General features: G+C 72.3%; 15 protein-coding genes. 7 read left to right on the forward strand and 8 right to left on the reverse strand.

What is annotated here, in order from left to right; all coding sequences use genetic code 11:
• The first annotated feature begins 141 nt into the window (after nucleotides 1–141).
• Nucleotides 142–921, forward strand: a complete 780-nt coding sequence (locus IE206_RS23615) for an oxygen-binding di-iron domain-containing protein (RefSeq protein WP_189965190.1) — start codon at nucleotides 142–144, stop codon at nucleotides 919–921.
• 15 nt (nucleotides 922–936) lie between these two features.
• On the opposite strand, the gene IE206_RS23620 is transcribed toward IE206_RS23615, so the two are convergent.
• Together IE206_RS23620 and IE206_RS23625 are read right to left on the reverse strand one after the other, a co-directional pair.
• On the reverse strand, nucleotides 937–3,030 hold the full coding sequence (locus IE206_RS23620) for a HelD family protein (RefSeq protein ID WP_506005478.1): 2,094 nt from the start codon (nucleotides 3,028–3,030) through the stop codon (nucleotides 937–939).
• 133 nt (nucleotides 3,031–3,163) lie between these two features.
• Nucleotides 3,164–4,063, reverse strand: coding sequence for a sigma-70 family RNA polymerase sigma factor (locus tag IE206_RS23625; RefSeq protein WP_189965192.1), 900 nt, complete (start codon nucleotides 4,061–4,063; stop codon nucleotides 3,164–3,166).
• Nucleotides 4,064–4,251: 188 nt separating this feature from the next.
• Here IE206_RS23625 and IE206_RS23630 point away from each other — a divergent pair, with 188 nt between their 5' ends.
• Nucleotides 4,252–4,455, forward strand: a complete 204-nt coding sequence (locus IE206_RS23630; RefSeq protein WP_189965194.1) for a hypothetical protein — start codon at nucleotides 4,252–4,254, stop codon at nucleotides 4,453–4,455.
• Nucleotides 4,456–4,654: 199 nt separating this feature from the next.
• Here IE206_RS23630 and IE206_RS23635 read toward each other — a convergent pair whose 3' ends face one another.
• Nucleotides 4,655–6,298 (reverse strand): DNA repair helicase XPB, encoded by a 1,644-nt coding sequence (locus IE206_RS23635; RefSeq protein WP_189965197.1) that lies wholly within the window; start codon nucleotides 6,296–6,298, stop codon nucleotides 4,655–4,657.
• A 196-nt stretch (nucleotides 6,299–6,494) separates the two neighbouring features.
• On the opposite strand from IE206_RS23635, the gene IE206_RS23640 reads away from it, so the two are divergent.
• The 3 genes from IE206_RS23640 (at nucleotide 6,495) to IE206_RS23650 (ending at nucleotide 8,457) form a co-directional block, all read left to right on the forward strand.
• Entirely contained in the window at nucleotides 6,495–6,890 is a 396-nt protein-coding gene (locus IE206_RS23640) for a hypothetical protein (protein WP_189965199.1), read from the forward strand.
• A 91-nt stretch (nucleotides 6,891–6,981) separates the two neighbouring features.
• Entirely contained in the window at nucleotides 6,982–7,233 is a 252-nt protein-coding gene (locus tag IE206_RS23645) for an NfeD C-terminal domain-containing protein (protein ID WP_189965201.1), read from the forward strand.
• A gap of 24 nt (nucleotides 7,234–7,257) precedes the next feature.
• Nucleotides 7,258–8,457 carry a flotillin family protein gene (locus tag IE206_RS23650; RefSeq protein ID WP_226598999.1) on the forward strand — a complete coding sequence of 400 codons (1,200 nt, stop codon included), beginning with the start codon at nucleotides 7,258–7,260 and terminating at the stop codon, nucleotides 8,455–8,457.
• Between the two features lie 116 nt (nucleotides 8,458–8,573).
• On the opposite strand, the gene IE206_RS23655 is transcribed toward IE206_RS23650, so the two are convergent.
• Nucleotides 8,574–11,090, reverse strand: coding sequence for a helicase C-terminal domain-containing protein (locus tag IE206_RS23655; RefSeq protein ID WP_189965202.1), 2,517 nt, complete (start codon nucleotides 11,088–11,090; stop codon nucleotides 8,574–8,576).
• Nucleotides 11,091–11,213: 123 nt separating this feature from the next.
• Between IE206_RS23655 and IE206_RS23660 the strand changes: the two genes are divergently transcribed.
• The gene (locus tag IE206_RS23660; protein ID WP_189965204.1) at nucleotides 11,214–12,236 is read left to right on the forward strand and encodes a hypothetical protein; all 1,023 of its coding nucleotides are present in this window, start codon (nucleotides 11,214–11,216) and stop codon (nucleotides 12,234–12,236) included.
• A 24-nt stretch (nucleotides 12,237–12,260) separates the two neighbouring features.
• Here IE206_RS23660 and IE206_RS23665 read toward each other — a convergent pair whose 3' ends face one another.
• From IE206_RS23665 to IE206_RS23680, 4 genes are read right to left on the reverse strand one after another with little or no spacing between them, the layout of a single operon-like run.
• On the reverse strand, nucleotides 12,261–13,208 hold the full coding sequence (locus tag IE206_RS23665) for an ABC transporter substrate-binding protein (RefSeq protein WP_189965206.1): 948 nt from the start codon (nucleotides 13,206–13,208) through the stop codon (nucleotides 12,261–12,263).
• Complete coding sequence (locus IE206_RS23670; RefSeq protein ID WP_189965208.1) at nucleotides 13,205–14,017, reverse strand: ABC transporter ATP-binding protein; 813 nt, start codon at nucleotides 14,015–14,017, stop codon at nucleotides 13,205–13,207. Before IE206_RS23670 ends, IE206_RS23665 begins: the two co-directional genes overlap by 4 nt.
• Nucleotides 14,018–15,076: a FecCD family ABC transporter permease gene (locus tag IE206_RS23675; protein ID WP_189965210.1), complete on the reverse strand. Its 1,059-nt coding sequence runs from the start codon at nucleotides 15,074–15,076 to the stop codon at nucleotides 14,018–14,020.
• 34 nt (nucleotides 15,077–15,110) lie between these two features.
• Nucleotides 15,111–16,118 carry a FecCD family ABC transporter permease gene (locus IE206_RS23680; RefSeq protein ID WP_189965212.1) on the reverse strand — a complete coding sequence of 336 codons (1,008 nt, stop codon included), beginning with the start codon at nucleotides 16,116–16,118 and terminating at the stop codon, nucleotides 15,111–15,113.
• A gap of 111 nt (nucleotides 16,119–16,229) precedes the next feature.
• Here IE206_RS23680 and IE206_RS23685 point away from each other — a divergent pair, with 111 nt between their 5' ends.
• Complete coding sequence (locus tag IE206_RS23685; RefSeq protein WP_189965214.1) at nucleotides 16,230–16,862, forward strand: HAD family hydrolase; 633 nt, start codon at nucleotides 16,230–16,232, stop codon at nucleotides 16,860–16,862.
• The last annotated feature ends 24 nt before the right edge of the window (nucleotides 16,863–16,886 follow it).

Here is a 16,886-nt window from a genome sequence, read left to right on the forward strand (position 1 = left end):
GGTCGTGCGTGGTTGCTCGCGCAGTTCCCCGCGCCACTAAAAGGCCGATGTCTGCTGCGGGGCTCCCCGTGTCGACCGCTGGGCACCCGGGTGGGCCGCACCGGTCGCCGGGTTGTGGTGGGGCGCGTACCGTTCGAAGGCATGGAGACGCGTTTGGACGAGGTCGCCGATGGGATCTATCGGATCTCCACGTTCATCCCCGAGGTGGCCCCACCTGCCGGGTTCACGTTCAACCAGTTCCTCGTGGACGCCGAGGAGCCGCTGCTCTTCCATACGGGGATGCGGCAGCTCTTCCCGCTCGTTTCGGAGGCGGTCGCTCGGGTCGTGCCTGTCGAGTCCCTGCGGTGGATCACGTTCGGGCATGTGGAGTCGGACGAGTGCGGGGCCATGAATGAATTCCTCGCGGCGGCCCCGCACGCCCAGGTCGCCCACGGGCTGCTCGGCTGCCTCGTCTCGCTCAACGACCTCGCCGACCGCCCGCCCCGGCCGATGGCGCACGGCGAGACGCTCGACCTGGGCGGCAAGCAGGTGCGCCGACGACTGCGCCACCTCAACACGCCCCATGTGCCGCACAATTGGGAGGCCCGGGTGCTCTTCGAGGAGACCACCCGCACGCTGTTCTGCGGCGACCTCCTCACCCAGGTCGGCAACGGCCCCGCCGTCACCGGCGACGACCTGACCGACCAGGCCCTGAACGCGGAGGCCGCCTTCCGGCAGACCTCCTGCCTAACCGCCGCCGCGCAGACGCTCCGCTCCCTGGCCGACCTGGAGCCGACGACGCTGGCCGTGATGCACGGCTCCTCGTTCCACGGCGACGGCGGCGCCGCACTGCGCGCCCTGGCCGACGGGCTTGAGGAACGCTTCAGTCCCGAGTCCGAGTTCGCCTCGCAGCCCAGCATGCTGGAGGGGCCGCCCGCCTGATGCGGCCGCCCCGCGTCATCCGGTCAGCTGCCGCGGCAGCGGGGCCGTGTGGACGATGGTCAGGCCCGAGACCGCTCGGGTCAGGGCCACGTACAGGCGGCGCAGGCCCGTGCGCTCGTCCGGTTCGCCGTCCACGACCGCCGCCGGCTCGTCCAGTACCACGTAGTCGTACTCCAGGCCCTTCGCCAGCGAGGCCGGGACCAGGGTCAGGCGGGACTCGGCCGTCGTCTCCTCGCCCGGGGCCAGGCAAGGGAGGTTCGCGGCCGCAAGTGCCGCCGCCAGTGCGGGAATTCGGGCATCCGCCGCGATCAGGCCGATCGAGCCCTCGTGGGCCAGGGACTCCACGCAGGCCGCCACCACATCCGCGTCCAGGCCGGCCGCATCGCGCGATTCCCGCACGTCGAGCGAGCCCGGCGTCTCACGTACCGACTCCACCGCCGCCAGGCCGGGGGAGATCGACGGCAGCAGCTTCGAGGCGTACGCGATGACCTCGCGCGGCACGCGGAAACCGGCCGTCAGCTCCTCGATCACCGCCTCGCCCTTGCCGAGGTGGCGCAGCGCCTCGGCCCAACTCGCCGTCGCCCAGGGCGTGGTGCCCTGCGCGAGGTCGCCGAGCACGGTTGCCGAACCGGTCGTGCAGCGGCGGCCCACCGCGCGGTACTGCATGGGGGAGAGGTCCTGCGCCTCGTCGAGTACGACATGGCCCAGCGAGTGGGTGCGGGCCACCAGATCGCTCGCCTCGTCGATGAGGACCGCGTCCGCCGCCGTCCACTTCGCCGACTTCACGCTCCGGGCGGGCCTGGGGGAGAGGATCGTTTTCTGTTCCTCGGCCGTCAGGATGCCTTCGGCGTGTTCCGCCAGGAAATCCGGGTCGTTGAGGAGGCGCAGGACCAGCTTCGCCGGGTCCACCGGGGGCCAGATCTCCTTCACGGCCGCCTTCACCGCCGTGTTCCGAGCCACCGCGTCCTGGACCCGGTCGTCGGGGGCCTCGCCCGCCTGCTCCATCCGTACGAGAACCGTGTGCGCGATCCGCTGCGGCAGGGCCTCGCGGGCGGCGCCGTAGCGGATGTCCCGATCCCTCAACTCATCGACGATTTCCGTGAGTTCGTACGCCGGGACTCGCCAGCGGCGCGAGCCCCGTACGACTACGAGCGGCTCGGTGGGGGGCGTGACGTGTGACCACACGGCCCTGCGGAGCACCTCGGCCATGCGGGCGTCGCCCTTGACGACGGCCGACTCGGCCTCGTCGGTGCCGCGCACCTCGACGCCCGCCGTCACGAGGTCGTCGACCGTCGCCTGCTTCACCTCCAACTCACCAAGGGCCGGGAGGACTTGCTCGATGTAGTGCAGGAACGACTTGTTCGGGCCGATGACCAGGGTGCCGGTGCGGGCGAGGCGGTCGCGGTGGGCGTAGAGCAGGTACGCGACCCGGTGCAGGCCGACGGCGGTCTTTCCCGTGCCGGGGCCGCCCTGCACGCACACGCTGCCGCTCAGGCCGGACCGTACGATCTCGTCCTGCTCGGGCTGGATCGTGGCCACGATGTCGCGCATCGGGCCGACTCGGGGGCGCTCGATTTCCGCCTGGAGGAGTTTGCTGGTGGTGGCGGCCTCGGTGGGGTCGGTGAGGTGCTCGTCCTCGTACGCCGTCAGCTCGCCGCCCGTGTAGCCGAAGCGGCGGCGCAGCCCGATGTCCATCGGGTCCTTCTTCGAGGCGCGGTAGAACGGCTGCGAGACGGGGGCGCGCCAGTCGATGACCATCGGGTCGCCGTCGGCGTCGTGGACGTGCCGGCGTCCGATGTAGAACTGCTCTCCCTCGGCTCCTTCGGCCAGGTCCGCGCCGGGGGCGTGCAGGTAGTTCAGGCGGCCGAAGAAGAGGGGGGTGTGGGAGAGGTCCGCGAGGGCCTTGATGCGGTCGTCGATCTGGCGCTGGAGGACGGCGGCGTTGACCCAGTTCGCGGTGACGTCCTTGATGTCGAGGTTCTCGACGTCCTCGCGCATCGCGCGGAGGGCTGCGCGGGAGTTGGCGAGGTGGGTGCGTTCGTGGTGCAGGGGGTTCTGGGGGTCCTGCGGTTTTTGGGGGGCGGGGGGTTCTGGGTCGTGCGTCTGCACGGGGTGCCTCCGGCGGTTTGGCGGAGGGGGGATTTTAGGTGGGGGGTGGGGCGGGGGGCCAATGGTTTTCCCCCGCCCCACCCTGCCCCTTCCCGTAGAGGGTCACAGCGGGAAGGGGCGGGGCGGGGGCTGATCACCCCTTCAAGAACGACACGTCCAGGTCCGCCATCCGCTTCGGGTCCGCCAGAATGTTCAGCTCCGTGATCCGGCCGTCCGCACCCAGCGTGAAGGACAGGAGCGAGAACGCACGGCCGTCCTTCGCCGCCACGATGCCCGGCATTCCATTGACAAGCACCGGCTGGTTGAGCGCCGCGAACTTGCGGAAGGTGTAGGCCTGTTCGGCCACCGCCCTCGCCCCCCGCACCAGCTTCGTCGCCGGCAGCGAACCCGCGTCCGCCCGCAGCAACACGTCCGGGTCCAGGAGCGCGAGGAGGGCCTCGAAGTCGCCTCCCCGGGCTGCCGAGATGAAGGCGTCGACCACCTCGCGCTGGCGGGCCCGGTCCGTCGAAGGCGAGGGGGACTGGCCCTGGACCCTCCGCCGCGCCCGGCTCGCCAGCTGGCGCGTCGCCGCCGGTGTCTTGTCCACGATCGGCGCGATGTCCTCGAACGGCACCGCGAACATGTCGTGGAGGACGAAGGAGAGGCGTTCGGCGGGGGACAAGGTCTCCAGGACCACCATCAGCGCCAGGCCCACCGAGTCCGCGAGCAGCACCTCCTGCTCCGGGTCGACCACGTCCACCGAGCCCACGATCGGGTCCGGTACGTGGACGTACTCGTACTCCTCCACGTCCAGCGCCGCCTCCCGCCGGGTGCTTCGCGAGCGCAGCATGTTCAGGCAGATCCGGCCCACGATCGTGGTCAGCCAGCCGCCCAGGTTGTCGACCGCGCTGCTGTCCGCGCGGCTGGCCCGCAGCCAGCCCTCCTGGACGGCGTCCTCGGCCTCGCTCAGCGAACCGAGCATCCGGTACGCCACCGCACGCAGATGCCCCCGGTGCTCCTCGAAGCGCTGCGCGAGGTATTCGTCGTCGTCCATGTCCCGTCGTTCCTCCGTCGTGTGGTGGCACTGCTCTGACAAGGGGGAGAGTGCGGATGTGACAGCTGGGTGGAGATCGCTGCTCATACCCGTAGGGGACGAGGTCGGACCAGAGGACTACGCGGGAGGTGGGGAGGCTCAGCCCCGGGAGCGATGTGCCTGGGTTGTCCGGAATCCATCATGGATACATGAGTGCAGCGACCTTCACCCCAGCCCCCTCCGCCCGCCCCGGCACCCCCAAGGGCGCCACGGCCTCCGGCGCCGCCCCTCACCGTACCCACATGATCGGCAACGCGGTCCGGGCCGCCAAGGTCCTCGCCGGTGCCGCGTTCAGCGTCGTCGTCATGGGGGAGTACGCGGAGGAGGCCGGCGTTCACCGCCGCCACCACTGACGACCCCCCCCCGACGGGTACGGCTTCCCGACAGGTACGGCTTCCGTACGCTGATCACCGCTGCTGCCCGCCACCTGCCCCGCCCCGTCCGCGGCCCCGCGCTCCGGGCAGACCAACCTCGCGCCCGCCTGCCTCGTACTCTGGGACCTCTCCCGGCCGGCGGGCGCGACCGTGGTCGGTCAGGCATCTTGGTGCCGGGTCAGTTGCCCGCCAGGAGTTCGTCCGCGTCCATGATCCGGTAGGCGTAGCCCTGCTCGGCCAGGAAGCGCTGGCGGTGGGCCGCGAAATCCTGGTCGATGGTGTCGCGGGCGACCACCGAGTAGAAGTGGGCCTGGTGACCGTCCGCCTTCGGGCGCAGGACCCGGCCGAGGCGCTGAGCCTCCTCCTGGCGGGAGCCGAACGTGCCCGACACCTGGATGGCGACGGTCGCCTCCGGCAGGTCGATCGAGAAGTTCGCGACCTTGGACACCACCAGGACGCTGATCTCGCCCTCGCGGAACGCGCCGAACAGCTTCTCGCGCTGGGCGTTGGTGGTCTCGCCCTTGATGACCGGCGCGTTCAAGTGCTCGCCCAGCTCGTCGAGCTGGTCGATGTACTGGCCGATGACGAGGATCTGCTGGCCCGCGAACTTCCGTACCAGCGCCTCCGTGACCTTCCGCTTCGTCGCGGTCGTCGCGCAGAAGCGGTACTTCTCCTCGGTCTCGGCGGTCGCGTACGCGAGGCGCTCGGAGTCCGTGAGATTGACGCGGACCTCGACGCAGTCGGCGGGCGCGATGTAGCCCTGCGCCTCGATCTCCTTCCACGGGGCGTCGAAACGCTTCGGCCCGATCAGCGAGAATACGTCCGACTCGCGGCCGTCCTCGCGGACCAGCGTCGCGGTCAGGCCGAGGCGGCGGCGGGCCTGGAGGTCGGCGGTGAACTTGAAGACCGGCGCGGGCAGCAGGTGCACCTCGTCGTAGACGATCAGACCCCAGTCCCGCGAGTCGAACAGCTCCAGGTGCGCGTACACGCCCTTACGGCGGGTGGTGAGCACCTGGTACGTCGCGATCGTGACCGGGCGGATCTCCTTCTTCGTGCCGCTGTACTCGCCGATCTCGTCCTCGGTCAGGCTGGTCCGCTTCACCAGCTCGTGCTTCCACTGGCGGGCCGAGACGGTGTTGGTGACCAGGATCAGCGTGGTCGCCTTCGCCTCGGCCATCGCACCGGCCCCGACCAGCGTCTTTCCCGCTCCGCAGGGCAGCACGACGACACCGCTGCCGCCGTGCCAGAAGCCCTCGACGGCCTGCTTCTGGTACGGGCGCAGCGCCCAGCCGTCCTCGGCGAGCTCGATGGGGTGCGCCTCGCCGTCGACGTACCCGGCGAGGTCCTCGGCCGGCCAGCCCAGCTTCAGGAGGGTCTGCTTGATCTGGCCGCGCTCGGAGGGGTGCACGGCGACCGTGTCCGCGTCGATGCGGGCGCCGACCAGCGGGGTGACCTTCTTCGAGCGCAGGATCTCTTCGAGTACGGGCCGGTCGGTCGAGGTCAGGACGAGGCCGTGAGTGGGGTGCTTGCTCAGGGTGAGGCGGCCGTAGCGGGCCATCGTCTCGGCGATGTCGACGAGCAGCGCGTGCGGGACGGGGTAGCGCGAGTACTCGACCAGCGCGTCGACGACCTGCTCCGCGTCGTGCCCGGCGGCCCGCGCGTTCCACAGACCCAGCGGGGTCACGCGGTAGGTGTGGATGTGCTCGGGGGCCCGCTCCAGCTCCGCGAAGGGCGCGATGGCGCGACGGCAGGCGTCGGCCTGCTCGTGGTCGACCTCCAGGAGCAGGGTCTTGTCGCTCTGGACGATGAGTGGTCCGGTCACCTGGGGCATGTCCCTTCCGACGGATGGCCCGCCGGGCAGGGCGGGCAAACTTCCAGTCTGCCGCATCGGCGGCCCCGGTGGGCTCGCGTACGCGGGGGTGCCCGGTGCCGGCGGTGAGTACGGGGGCTCGTGGATGAGTACGGGGTGAGTATGCGGACGGTGCCGGTGGGGCGGGGGTGGAAGGTGGGATGGGGGCATGACGACGCAGTGGAACCCCTTCGCCTACCGGCCGGACCTGACCCGGCAGGACCTGACCCGGCGCTGGGCCCCGGCCGACGGGCCGGACGCCCGGTGGTGGGTGGCGCCCTCCGTGTGCACGCCGGCGCTGATGCTGTCCGTGTGGCTGGACCTCTCGGTGCTGTCCGGGATCGGGTCCACGCCGGAGGTGGCCGCGCTGATCTACACGCTGCCGGTCGTGCTGGTCGGCGTGAGCTGGCTGCTTCCGCACCGGCGGAGTCTGCGGGGGGCGCGGATCGCTCTGTCGGCCTCGGGCGTGGGCGTGGCCCTCATGGCCTCGAAGGTCCTGGCCATGGGCCTGATGTTCCTGTTCCTGTTCGTCGCCCTGCTCTGTGGGTGGAATTACGAGGGGTAGGTCCCACACAAGGCGGCCCGAGGATAGTCGGCTGATCCCGGCAGGTCTAAGGTCTGGAATCCAGGACCAGAACGATGGGGGGCGCCAGGCCGTGGATCAGGACGATGCCGTCATCGGCTGCCCCGGAGTGCTGCTCGTCGCCACCCGTGGAACCGCCGGACCCGGCGAGGTCGTGGTGAGCGTACGAGGAGGTACCGAGGCCTTCCTCGCCTGGTCGGAGGAACCCCTGCCGAAGGGGGCGACCGTGCTCGTGATCGGGTCCCGTGGCACCCGCCAGGTGGACGTCATCGAGTGGGCCGATCCGTTGGACGCGTTGGGCGGCTTCTCCGCCGACGCCGGCTAAGAGTCGTTTCTAAGGAGACAAAGGATGTTCGGTTACCGGGTGCCCGCCCCCGACGAGGCGATGCTGATCTCGGGTGGCAGGCGCGGTCTCGGGGGTGCCCCCTTCCGCGTAGTGACCGGCCACGGCAAGTTCGTCCTGCCGATTTTCCGCAAGACCCGCTTCCTCACGCTGTCGATGTGCGAGGCCGAGGTCACCGAGACGTGTGTGACCAAGCAGGGCATCGCGCTGCACGTGCGCGCGGTGATCGCGTTCAAGGTCGGCAACGACACCGAGTCCATCGTGAACGCGGGTCAGCGCTTCCTGTCCGACCAGGACCAGATGTCCGTCCTGACCGGCCGGATCTTCGCCGGTCACCTGCGGTCCATCATCGGCTCGATGACCGTCGAGGAGATCGTCACCGAGCGGCAGAAGCTCGCGGCGGAGGTCCTGGAGACCTCGAAGAGCGAGATGGCGAAGATCGGCCTGATCGTCGACTCGCTGCAGATCCAGTCCATCGACGACGGCGACGTCGGCTACATCGACGCGATGTCCGCGCCGCACAAGGCCGCCATTCAGCGGGCCGCGCAGGTCGCCCAGGCGCAGGCCACCCAGGCCTCCGTCGAGGCCGAGCAGGTCGCGGCGCGCAACCAGGCGGAGTACGCGCGGCAGACCGCGGTCGTGAAGGCGGAGTACTCGGCGGAGGTCGACCGGGCGCAGGCCCACGCCGCCCAGGCCGGGCCGCTCGCGCAGGCCCACGCCCAGCAGGAGGTGCTCCTCGCGCAGACCGAACTGGCCCAGCGGGCCGCCGAGCTCCGCCAGCAGCAGCTGGTCGCCGAGATCGTCAAGCCGGCCCAGGCCGAGGCCGAGCGCATCAAGGTACTCGCGATCGCCGAGGCCGAGCGCATGAAGATCCAGGCGGAGGCCGCGGCGTCGTACGACCGGGTCGCGCTCGACCGGATGCTGATCGACCAGCTGCCGCAGATCGTGAAGGAGGCGGCGGGGGGTCTCGCGGGGGCGAACGTCAACGTGCTGAACGGGGCGGACGGGCTCGGCGAGATCGCGGCGGGTCTGGTGGGCCAGGGTCTGACGATCCTGGACTCCGTCCGGCAGAACCTGAGCGGGTCCGGCGACCCGCGCCCGGACTCCAAGACCGGGGCCCAGCTGTCCCTGCCGGGCCTGCTGTCCGGCAAGGCCGAGCGGGGTGGCCCGGAGGGCAGGGGGGACGGGCCGGTCGACATCGACTAGTCGCTTCGCGGGGGGTGCGGTTGGTTCGACTGCGGGTCGGCGGGGGCTGGCCGCGCGGTCCCCGCGCCCCCCAGCAGGGTTGTCCCCAGCGGGATCGATCCTGGCCAGGACCGGCGTCACGCCGGGTCGTCGGCCAGTTCTGATACTCCTGTGATGCGGTGGAGCGGATACGTGCGCACCTCGTCCGCCGTGTGGTCGTACGCGGTGACGAACCCGCCCTCCACCCGCACCGGCGCGATCACCCGCTGGCTCGCCGCCCCCTCCGCGTTCACGTACCCGATCCACAGCGCCGAGCCCGTCATCGCCGCCGCCTGCACCGTCGCCAGGGTCTCGGCCGCCGACGTACGCGGCAGGGAGCCGTCCGTCCGCGCCGCCGCCTCCGGCGACTTGTGTACGACCGTCGCCGCCGTGTCCCCCGCCCGGATCGCCCGTACCGCAGCGTCGAGCAGCGTCTCGTCCGGCAGGGGCGGGCCGTCCGGGACCGGGACGGGCGCCGCGCGGCGCGGGGTGCGGCGGGAGTCGGCGCGGGTGATCAGGACATCGCCCTCGGCGGACTCGGCGGCCGGCGCGTACCCCATCGAGCGAAGCCCGTCGAGCAGCGCGGCCGGCTCGGCGGTGGTGGCCAGGACGGTCGGGGCGAGGCGGCGGAGCCGGAGGGGCTGGCTGCGCTTGTCGGCGAGGATCTCGCCCAGCATCGCCTCGTCGTCGCAGCGTACGTACGCCGAGGCGGCGCCCACCCGGAGGTGGCCGTGTCGGCGGGCCACGTCGTCGATGAGGTAGCTCAGCGGCTGCGGCACCGGCGTACGGCTGTGGTCGGTGAGGAAAGCCTGCAGGTCGGAGGCGGTCTGGCCGGCGTCCAGGGCGCGGCGCACCGAGCCCGCGGTGAAGCGGTAGACGGTGGCGCCGCCCTTGGACTCGACGTCCGCGAGCACCCCGAGCATCGCCGCGAGCGGGCGCCTGAGCGGGCCGGGCGCGACCGCCGTCAGGTCCGCCTGGAGCAGGACGTGGTCGACGGGCTCGGGCAGGTGCGGCGCCAGCGCCTTGGCGGCGAGCAGGCCGAGCGCCTCGCGTTCGACGGGGCCGGAGGCGGGGGCGAGGAGGGCGCGGCCGTGCGTGGTCAGCGCGCCCCGGCCGGTCACGCCCAGCAACTCGGCCTCGGACAGCGTCCACCCGGCAAGCCGCGAGCGCAGGTCCTCGGGGCCGCTGCGGGCCGGGCGCTCCCAGCGCAGGCGGGCGAGCAGCGATTCGGGGTCCGGCGAGGTGGCCTCGGGCAGGGTGGTGAGCAGGGTCAGGACGCGGTGGCGGACCTCGGGCGCGGGCGAGCGGTCGAGGTCGGGGCCGAGCGCCGAGAGGGTGCGGCCCTTGGCGTCCTGCTCGCCGACGAGCCCGGCGGTACGGGTCGCGGCCAGCCAGGCCACCGCGAGCCGGGCCCACCGTTCGGCGGGCGGCAGCTCCAGCCAGTCGTCGTACTCGGGGGTCGGCGCATAGTGCTCGTCCGCCTCGCCGTCGGACGCCAACAGGCCTGCCGCATAAGCGAGTTCGAGCCAGAACGCGGCGACCGGCTCGGGTGCGTCCAGGGCGGTCGCGGTGCGCTTGAGGTCCCGTACGGACAGGCCTCCGGCACGCAGCACGGCGGGGCCGCCCTCGTTCCACTCGGCGAGCAGGTCCTCGACGGTGGTCAGTGCCATGAACGCCTGGCCCGCGGCGGTCGCGTCCACAACCTGTGGACGGTATTCGCGCAGCGGCGCGACGGCGGGCGGCACCGGCTCGGTGGTGCGGTGCGCGCGCCCGGCGCGCAGGTGCAGCGCGACCTCGCGCGGCAGCACCAGGGTGCGGGCGGACGCCGGAAGGAGCAGCCCGTGGTCGCGCAGCCAGCGCACCGGGGGCGGCGGATCGGCGGAGACCTCGCCGTACGGCGGGCCCCACACCAGGCGGTCGAGGACCGTGAGCGCCTCGGACGGCGCGGAGTCGAGCAGTGCCGCCATCCTCGCGCGGTCGGTGAACAGCGAGGTCAGCGCGGCGACCGCGGACACCGGGTCGTGCGTGGCCGGCAGCCCGGCGGCCTGGAGGATCTCCTGGACGCGGCCCGGCGACATCCCCGCGGTCGCCTCGGCGACGGTCGGGCCGAGGCCGGTCGGGGAGGGGTGTGTGGGGGAGGGGGCGAGCAGTTCGCGGGCGGTGCGCACCAGACGAAGACGGTCGTCGCCGCCCCAGACCAGGGCCTGTTCGCGCAGCGCGGCGAGCGCGCCGGGCAGCGCGACCTCGATCTCCGGATCGCCATCGTCTCCGGCGAGCAGGCTGCGTACGGACTCGTACGGGGCCGGGTCCGGGGCCACGGCCAGGACCTGGGCGGTCTGCAGCGTGAACTTGTCCAGCCGTTCGAGGGCCCGTACGACGGAGGCGCGGGTGCCGGCGCGGGTGGCCAGCTGGGTGAGGTCGCCCGGTACGGGGCTGAGCAGGTCGGGGCGGGTGCGCAGCAGCGCGGCGAGGGACTCGTCGGGGCGGGAGCGCAGGGCCTCGGCGAGGGTGCGGGGTGCCGTGGCGGCGGCTCGGGGCGCCGCGGCAGCCCTGTTCGTCGCGCCGGTCGTTCCTTCGGGCACGTGCGCCTCCTGATTGCGCTCGCCGGTCCCCATCCGCCCCACGGTAGCCCGTGCGCGCTACCGTCAGGACCCAGAGCCGGTGTCCGAAACGCGACCGGACCGGCGGACGCGGCCGTCGGTCCGGTCGCGGGTGGGGTCCGCGGAGGGGAAACGGGCGTGGGGATCGAGAGCGACCAGCTGGTCTACGACTACCTGAGCCGGGTCGGCGACCTGGCCCAGCAGCGGCAACTGCCCTCCGGGGACCGGATGCGCCTGGTGTCGTCGCTGCGCAACGAGATCGACAAGCAGCGGGCGAAGTACGGGAGCGAGACGCCGGCGACGGTACGGCGTGTTCTCGGGCGGTTCGGAACGCCGGAGGAGGTCGTGGAGCGGGCTGCCTCCGGGTCGGGGTCGGGTTCCGGTTTTGGTGCGCCGTACGTTGCGGAGTCCGCGCCGGATGTGGCCGTGCCGGTTCAGCGGGACCGGCTGTTCCCGGGGCGGGGCAAACGCGTACCCCGTCCCCGCCCGCGCGAGGCGGACGAGGCGCCGCCCGCGCTGCCGGCGCCGCCGCACCTCGCGGGCATGGACGAGCTCGGCGTGCAGGGCGACGAACCCGACTGGTGGCGGGTCGAGCCCGGCCCTCTCGGGGGCGGCGCGGGCGACTCCGTGGCGGGGTTCGTGGGCGGGGTGGAGATCCCGGAGCTTCTGAAGCCGCCGGAGGAGGGGGAGCAGGAGCCGGGCGATCCGGTCGGGTCGGCCGAGGCGGTGGATGAGGACGTCGAGGCCGACGACCTGGTCGAAGAGGCTCCGGCGCGGCGGCGGGGACTGCGCCTGCGCCGCCGTGCCGCGGAGGTGCGTCCCGGCCTGACGAACCCCCTCCTGCTCCTCGCGGCGGCGCTGCTCGTGGCGGGCGCGCTGTTCGGCCTGTGGCTGGCGCTGGGGGCGGGCTGGCTCCTGGCGTACGCGTCCCGCAGGCTGAGCCGGGCGGAGTCGAAGTGGGCGGTCCTGGGCATGCCGGGCCTGACCCTGCTCGGCGGCCTGATCTGGCTCTGGGGCCGCCAGGACGGACGCTGGGGCGACCCGATCGCGCAGGGTGAGATGGGGGCGGCCCTGACGGGCATGTGGCCGTGGCTGATCAGGGTGGCGGCGGTGTCGTCGGCGGGGTTCTTGGTGTGGAGGTCCCAGCGGGGTGGGAGGTGAGGCTGGGTAAAAACCCCCGGCCCCCTACCGCGGCAGCATCCTCCCCAGCTCCCCCAGGACGGCCATTGCCGCCCCGTACCCGATCCCCTGGATCCACAGCTGGTCGTCCACCGCGTGGGCCCGTCCCGCGCGCACCGCGGGCAGGCCCTTCCACAGCGCGCTGCCCAGCGTCTGCGTCGCCTTCGCCTTCGCCGGGTCGCCGTACGTCGTGTGGAAGATGACGTCCGCGTCCGCGAGGTCGATCCGCTCGGGGCTCACGTCGTACGAGAAGCCGTCCTTCGCCTTGTCGACGACGGCGGGCCGCCCGAGGCCGACGTCGGCGAGGATGGTCGCGATGTAGTTCTTGCGGCCGTAGATGCGGATGTCCGCGCCCTCGACGAAGCGGACGACGTTGACCTTCAGCGCCGCCGCCTTGGCCGGACCGCCGAGCCGCGCCGTCAACTCCCGTACATGCGCGCCGTATTCGTCCGTGATCGTTTTCGCCTCGGCCGCCTTGCCCAGTGCCAGCGCGTGCAGCTGGAAGTTCTGCTTCCAGGGGTAGCCCGTGGTCTCCGACATCACCGTCGGCGCGATCTTCGACAGCTCCGCGTACTTGTCGCCGTGCCGCACCTTGCTGGTCAGGATCAGATCGGGCCCGAGCGCCGCGACGGACTCCAGGCCGGGGCTCATCACCGCGCCGACGTCCTTGATCCCGGCCACCTTGTCCTTGGGCAGGTAGTCGAGGAACCCGGAGGCCGCGTCGGCGTGCGTCGCGCCCACCGGCTTCACGCCCAGCGTGATCGCCGAGTCGAGTTCCGCCGTGTCCAGGACGACGACCCGCTGAGGGTGCTCCTTGACCCGTACGTCCCCCATCGCTGTCTTGACGAGGTGTGAACTGCCGCCCTTGGAAGGAGAGTCGGGCTTCCCCGAGGAGCATGCCGTCGCCGTCAGGGCCAGCGCGCCCGCCAGTGCGGTGCGGCGGGGGATCGTCATCGGGGAATCCTCTCCGAAGGGGGCGAGTAGGGGGCGCCGGGCACCACCAGCGGCGAGCCCGTCACCGGGTCCGGGACCACCACCGAGTCCAGGCCGAACACCTCGCGTACGAGATCCGCCGTCACCACGTCCTCGGGGCGGCCCTCGGCGACGATCCGCCCCGCCTTCATCGCCACGAGGTGGTCGGCGTACCGCGCGGCCTGGTTGAGATCGTGCAGCACCATCACCACCGTACGGCCCCGCTCATGGTTCAACTGCCGTACCAGGTCCATTACTTCGACCTGGTGGGAGATGTCCAGATAGGTGGTCGGCTCGTCGAGGAGGAGTACGTCGGTCTCCTGGGCGAGTGCCATCGCGATCCACACGCGCTGGCGCTGGCCGCCGGAGAGCTCATCGACCGGGCGGTCGGCGAGCGCCGCCACATCCGTACGCTCCATCGCGTCCGTGACCGCCCGCTCGTCCGCCTGTGACCACTGCTGCCACCAGTGCTGATGCGGCTGGCGCCCGCGCGAGACCAGGTCGGCCACCGTGATCGCCTCGGGCGCGACCGGCGACTGCGGGAGCAGCCCGATCGACTGGGCGATCTTCCTGGTGGGGATGCGCGCCAGCTCCGTACCGTCGAGCAGCACCGCACCGCCGCGCGGCTTCAGCAGGCGCCCGAGCGCCCGCAGCGTCGTGGACTTGCCGCACGCGTTCGGGCCGACGATGACGCTCACCCGCCCGTCCGGCACGGCGAGGTCGAGGCCGTGCACGACGGTGCGGTCCTCGTAGGCGAGGGTCAGCTCGCGGGCCGTCAGCCGGCTGGTCATCTACTTTCCTCCAGTCGTACGGCTGCGCACGATCAGCCAGATCAGGTACGGGGCGCCGATCACCGCGGTGAGCAAGCCCACCGGCAGCTCGGTCGGCGAGAAGAGCTTGCGGGCCAGCAGATCGGCGAGAACGACGATGACCGCACCAGTCAACGCCGAGCAGAACAAGGGTATTTGGGCCGTCCGCGTCATCCGGCGGGCGATCTGCGGGGCGAGCAGCGCGACGAAGTCGACCGGCCCCGCCGCGCCCGTCGCGACCGAGGCGAGGACCACGCCGATGACGACCAGGCCGAGCCGCACCCGGCCGAGCCGCACGCCGAGCGCGGTCGCGGTGTCGTCGTCGAGGGAGACCGTGCGCTGCGCGCGGGCCGCCCACAGCACGGCGGGCACGAGCGCGAGCAGCACCCAGGAGAGCGGAGCCGCCTCCTCCCAGCCGCGCCCGTTGAGCGAGCCCGTCATCCAGATCTGCGCCTGCTGGGCGACCAGATAGTCGCCCTTGGTCATGAACAGCGTGGTGACCGAGCGGAGCGCGATCGCGAAGCCGATGCCGATCAGCACGAAGCGCGTCGCGTGCAGCCCGCCCCGCCACGCGAAGACGTACACGAGGGCGGCCGCCAGGACCCCGCCGACGACGGACAGGTACGGCAGCACGGTGTACGAGGTGACGCCGAACGTCATCGCGCCGACCGTGAGAGCCGAGGCGCCCTGGCTGATGCCGATGATGTCGGGGCTGGCGAGCGGGTTGCGCGCGACGGTCTGGATCAGCCCGCCCGCGATGCCGAACGCGGCGCCGACCATCAGGCCGACCACCATGCGGGGGAGCCGCAGCGTGCCGACGACGAGCTCGGCGTACGAGTCCTGGCCGGTCAGCACCTTGAGCACGTCACCGGGCGCCACGAAGCTCTCGCCCACGCAGAGGTAGGCGACGCAGATCGCGGCGAGGAGGACGAGGAGCGAGGCCGCGACCACAGCCGCCCTGCAGTGCAGGAGGAAGGCCGCGCGTCCTGCCCGTACGACGGTGTAGCCCGCGGGGCGGACAGGCGTGGTGACGGTGCTCATGCGGCGACCGCCTTTCCGGAGAACCGCATGCCGCTCATGCCGGCACCGCCTTCCTGCGGACCAGCGCCACCAGGAACGGCACGCCGATCAGGGCGGTCATCACGCCCGCCGGGATCTCGCTCGGCGGGAACACGATCCGGCCGACGGTGTCGGCGACCAGGAGCATCACCGGGCCCACCAGGGCCGCCATCGGCAGCACCCAGCGGTGGTCGCTGCCCACGATCGCGCGGGCGATGTGCGGGATTGCGAGACCGATGAAGGCGATCGGCCCGGCCGCCGCCACCCCGACGCCGGTCAGCACGGTCGCGCCGATGCCGCCCAGGACGCGTACCGCCGCGACGTTCTGGCCGAGGCCCTTCGCCACGTCCTCGCCGAGCGCCAGCGCGTCCAGGCCGCGCGCGACCCAGGCGACAAGGACGACGCCGACGAGCAGGAACGGCCAGATCTGGTGGGCTACTTGGGCGTCCCGTCCGGCCAGGGAGCCGACCTGCCAGAAACGGAACTCGTCCAGCGCCGCGGCCTTCGTGGTGAGCACGCCCATCGTGACCGACACGAGCAGCGCGTTGATCGCGGCGCCGCTCAGCGCGAGCTTCACCGGTGTCGCACCGCCGCGCCCGCTGGAGGCGATCGCGTACACGACGACGGAGGCGACGGCCGCGCCCGCGAACGCGAACCACACGTACCCGGTCAGCGTGTGCACGCCGAGGAACGCGATCGCCAGGACCACCCCGACCGAGGCGCCCTGGCTGATGCCGAGGATGCCGGGGTCGGCGATGGGGTTGCGGGTGATGCCCTGAAGCACCGTGCCCGCGACGGCGAGTGCGGCGCCGACCATCAGGCCGATCAGGGTGCGCGGCACGCGCAGTTCGCGGACGACCTCGGCGTCGGGGGTGTGCGCGCCGCCGAACAGCGCGTCCAGGACCTGTGACGGCGGGATCTGGCGCGCGCCGACGGCGAGCGAGAGCAGGACGGCGACCAGGAGCGCCGCGACGGCCGCCGCCGTCGCGAGCACGCGTCTGGTCCGGCGGGGTGCGGCTGGCATAGGGCCCATCACAGGTCGGTGTTCGGCGGGGAAGACGGTCGGGTTTTGGTAAGGCTTGGCTAACTGCGGCCGTCAGTCTAAGGGCCCGGCCGCCCCGCCCACCTGGGCACAATGGCCTTCATGCCCCTAGACGCGCCCACGGTCGGCTTCGACCTCGACATGACCCTGATCGACTCCCGGCCCGGCATCCACGCCGTCTACCAGGAGCTTTCCGCCACGACGGGGACGTACATCGACGCCGACCAGTGCGTCAGCAGGCTCGGGCCGCCGCTCGACTGGGAGCTGCGGCACTGGTTCCCCGAGGAGCTCATCGCCGAGATGGTGCTCAAATACCGTGAGATCTACCCCACACGCGCGATCCTGCCCACGCCCGCGATGCCGGGAGCCGCCGACGCGATCCGCGCGGTGCGGGAGCTCGGCGGCCGGGCCGTCGTCGTCACCGCCAAGAACGCGCCCCAGGCGCGGCTGCACCTCGACCACCTCGGCATCGCCCCGGACGAGGTCGTCGGCGGGCTGTGGGCCGAGGGCAAGGCGACCGCGCTGCGCGAGCACGGTGCCGCGGTGTACGTCGGCGACCACCTCGGGGACGTCCTCGGGGCTCGCGCCGCGGGCGCCCTCTCCGTCGCGGTGCCGACCGGGCCGATCGGCGCGGACGAGCTGCGCGAGGCCGGCGCCGATGTCGTCCTCGACGATCTGACGTCATTTCCGGCCTGGTTGAAGGGTTACGCCGCCGAACGCGCTTGACAGCGGGGCCTCGTACTTGCGTAC

The sequence above is a fragment of the Streptomyces violascens genome (genome assembly GCF_014649955.1).
GTDB lineage: Bacteria > Actinomycetota > Actinomycetes > Streptomycetales > Streptomycetaceae > Streptomyces > Streptomyces violascens.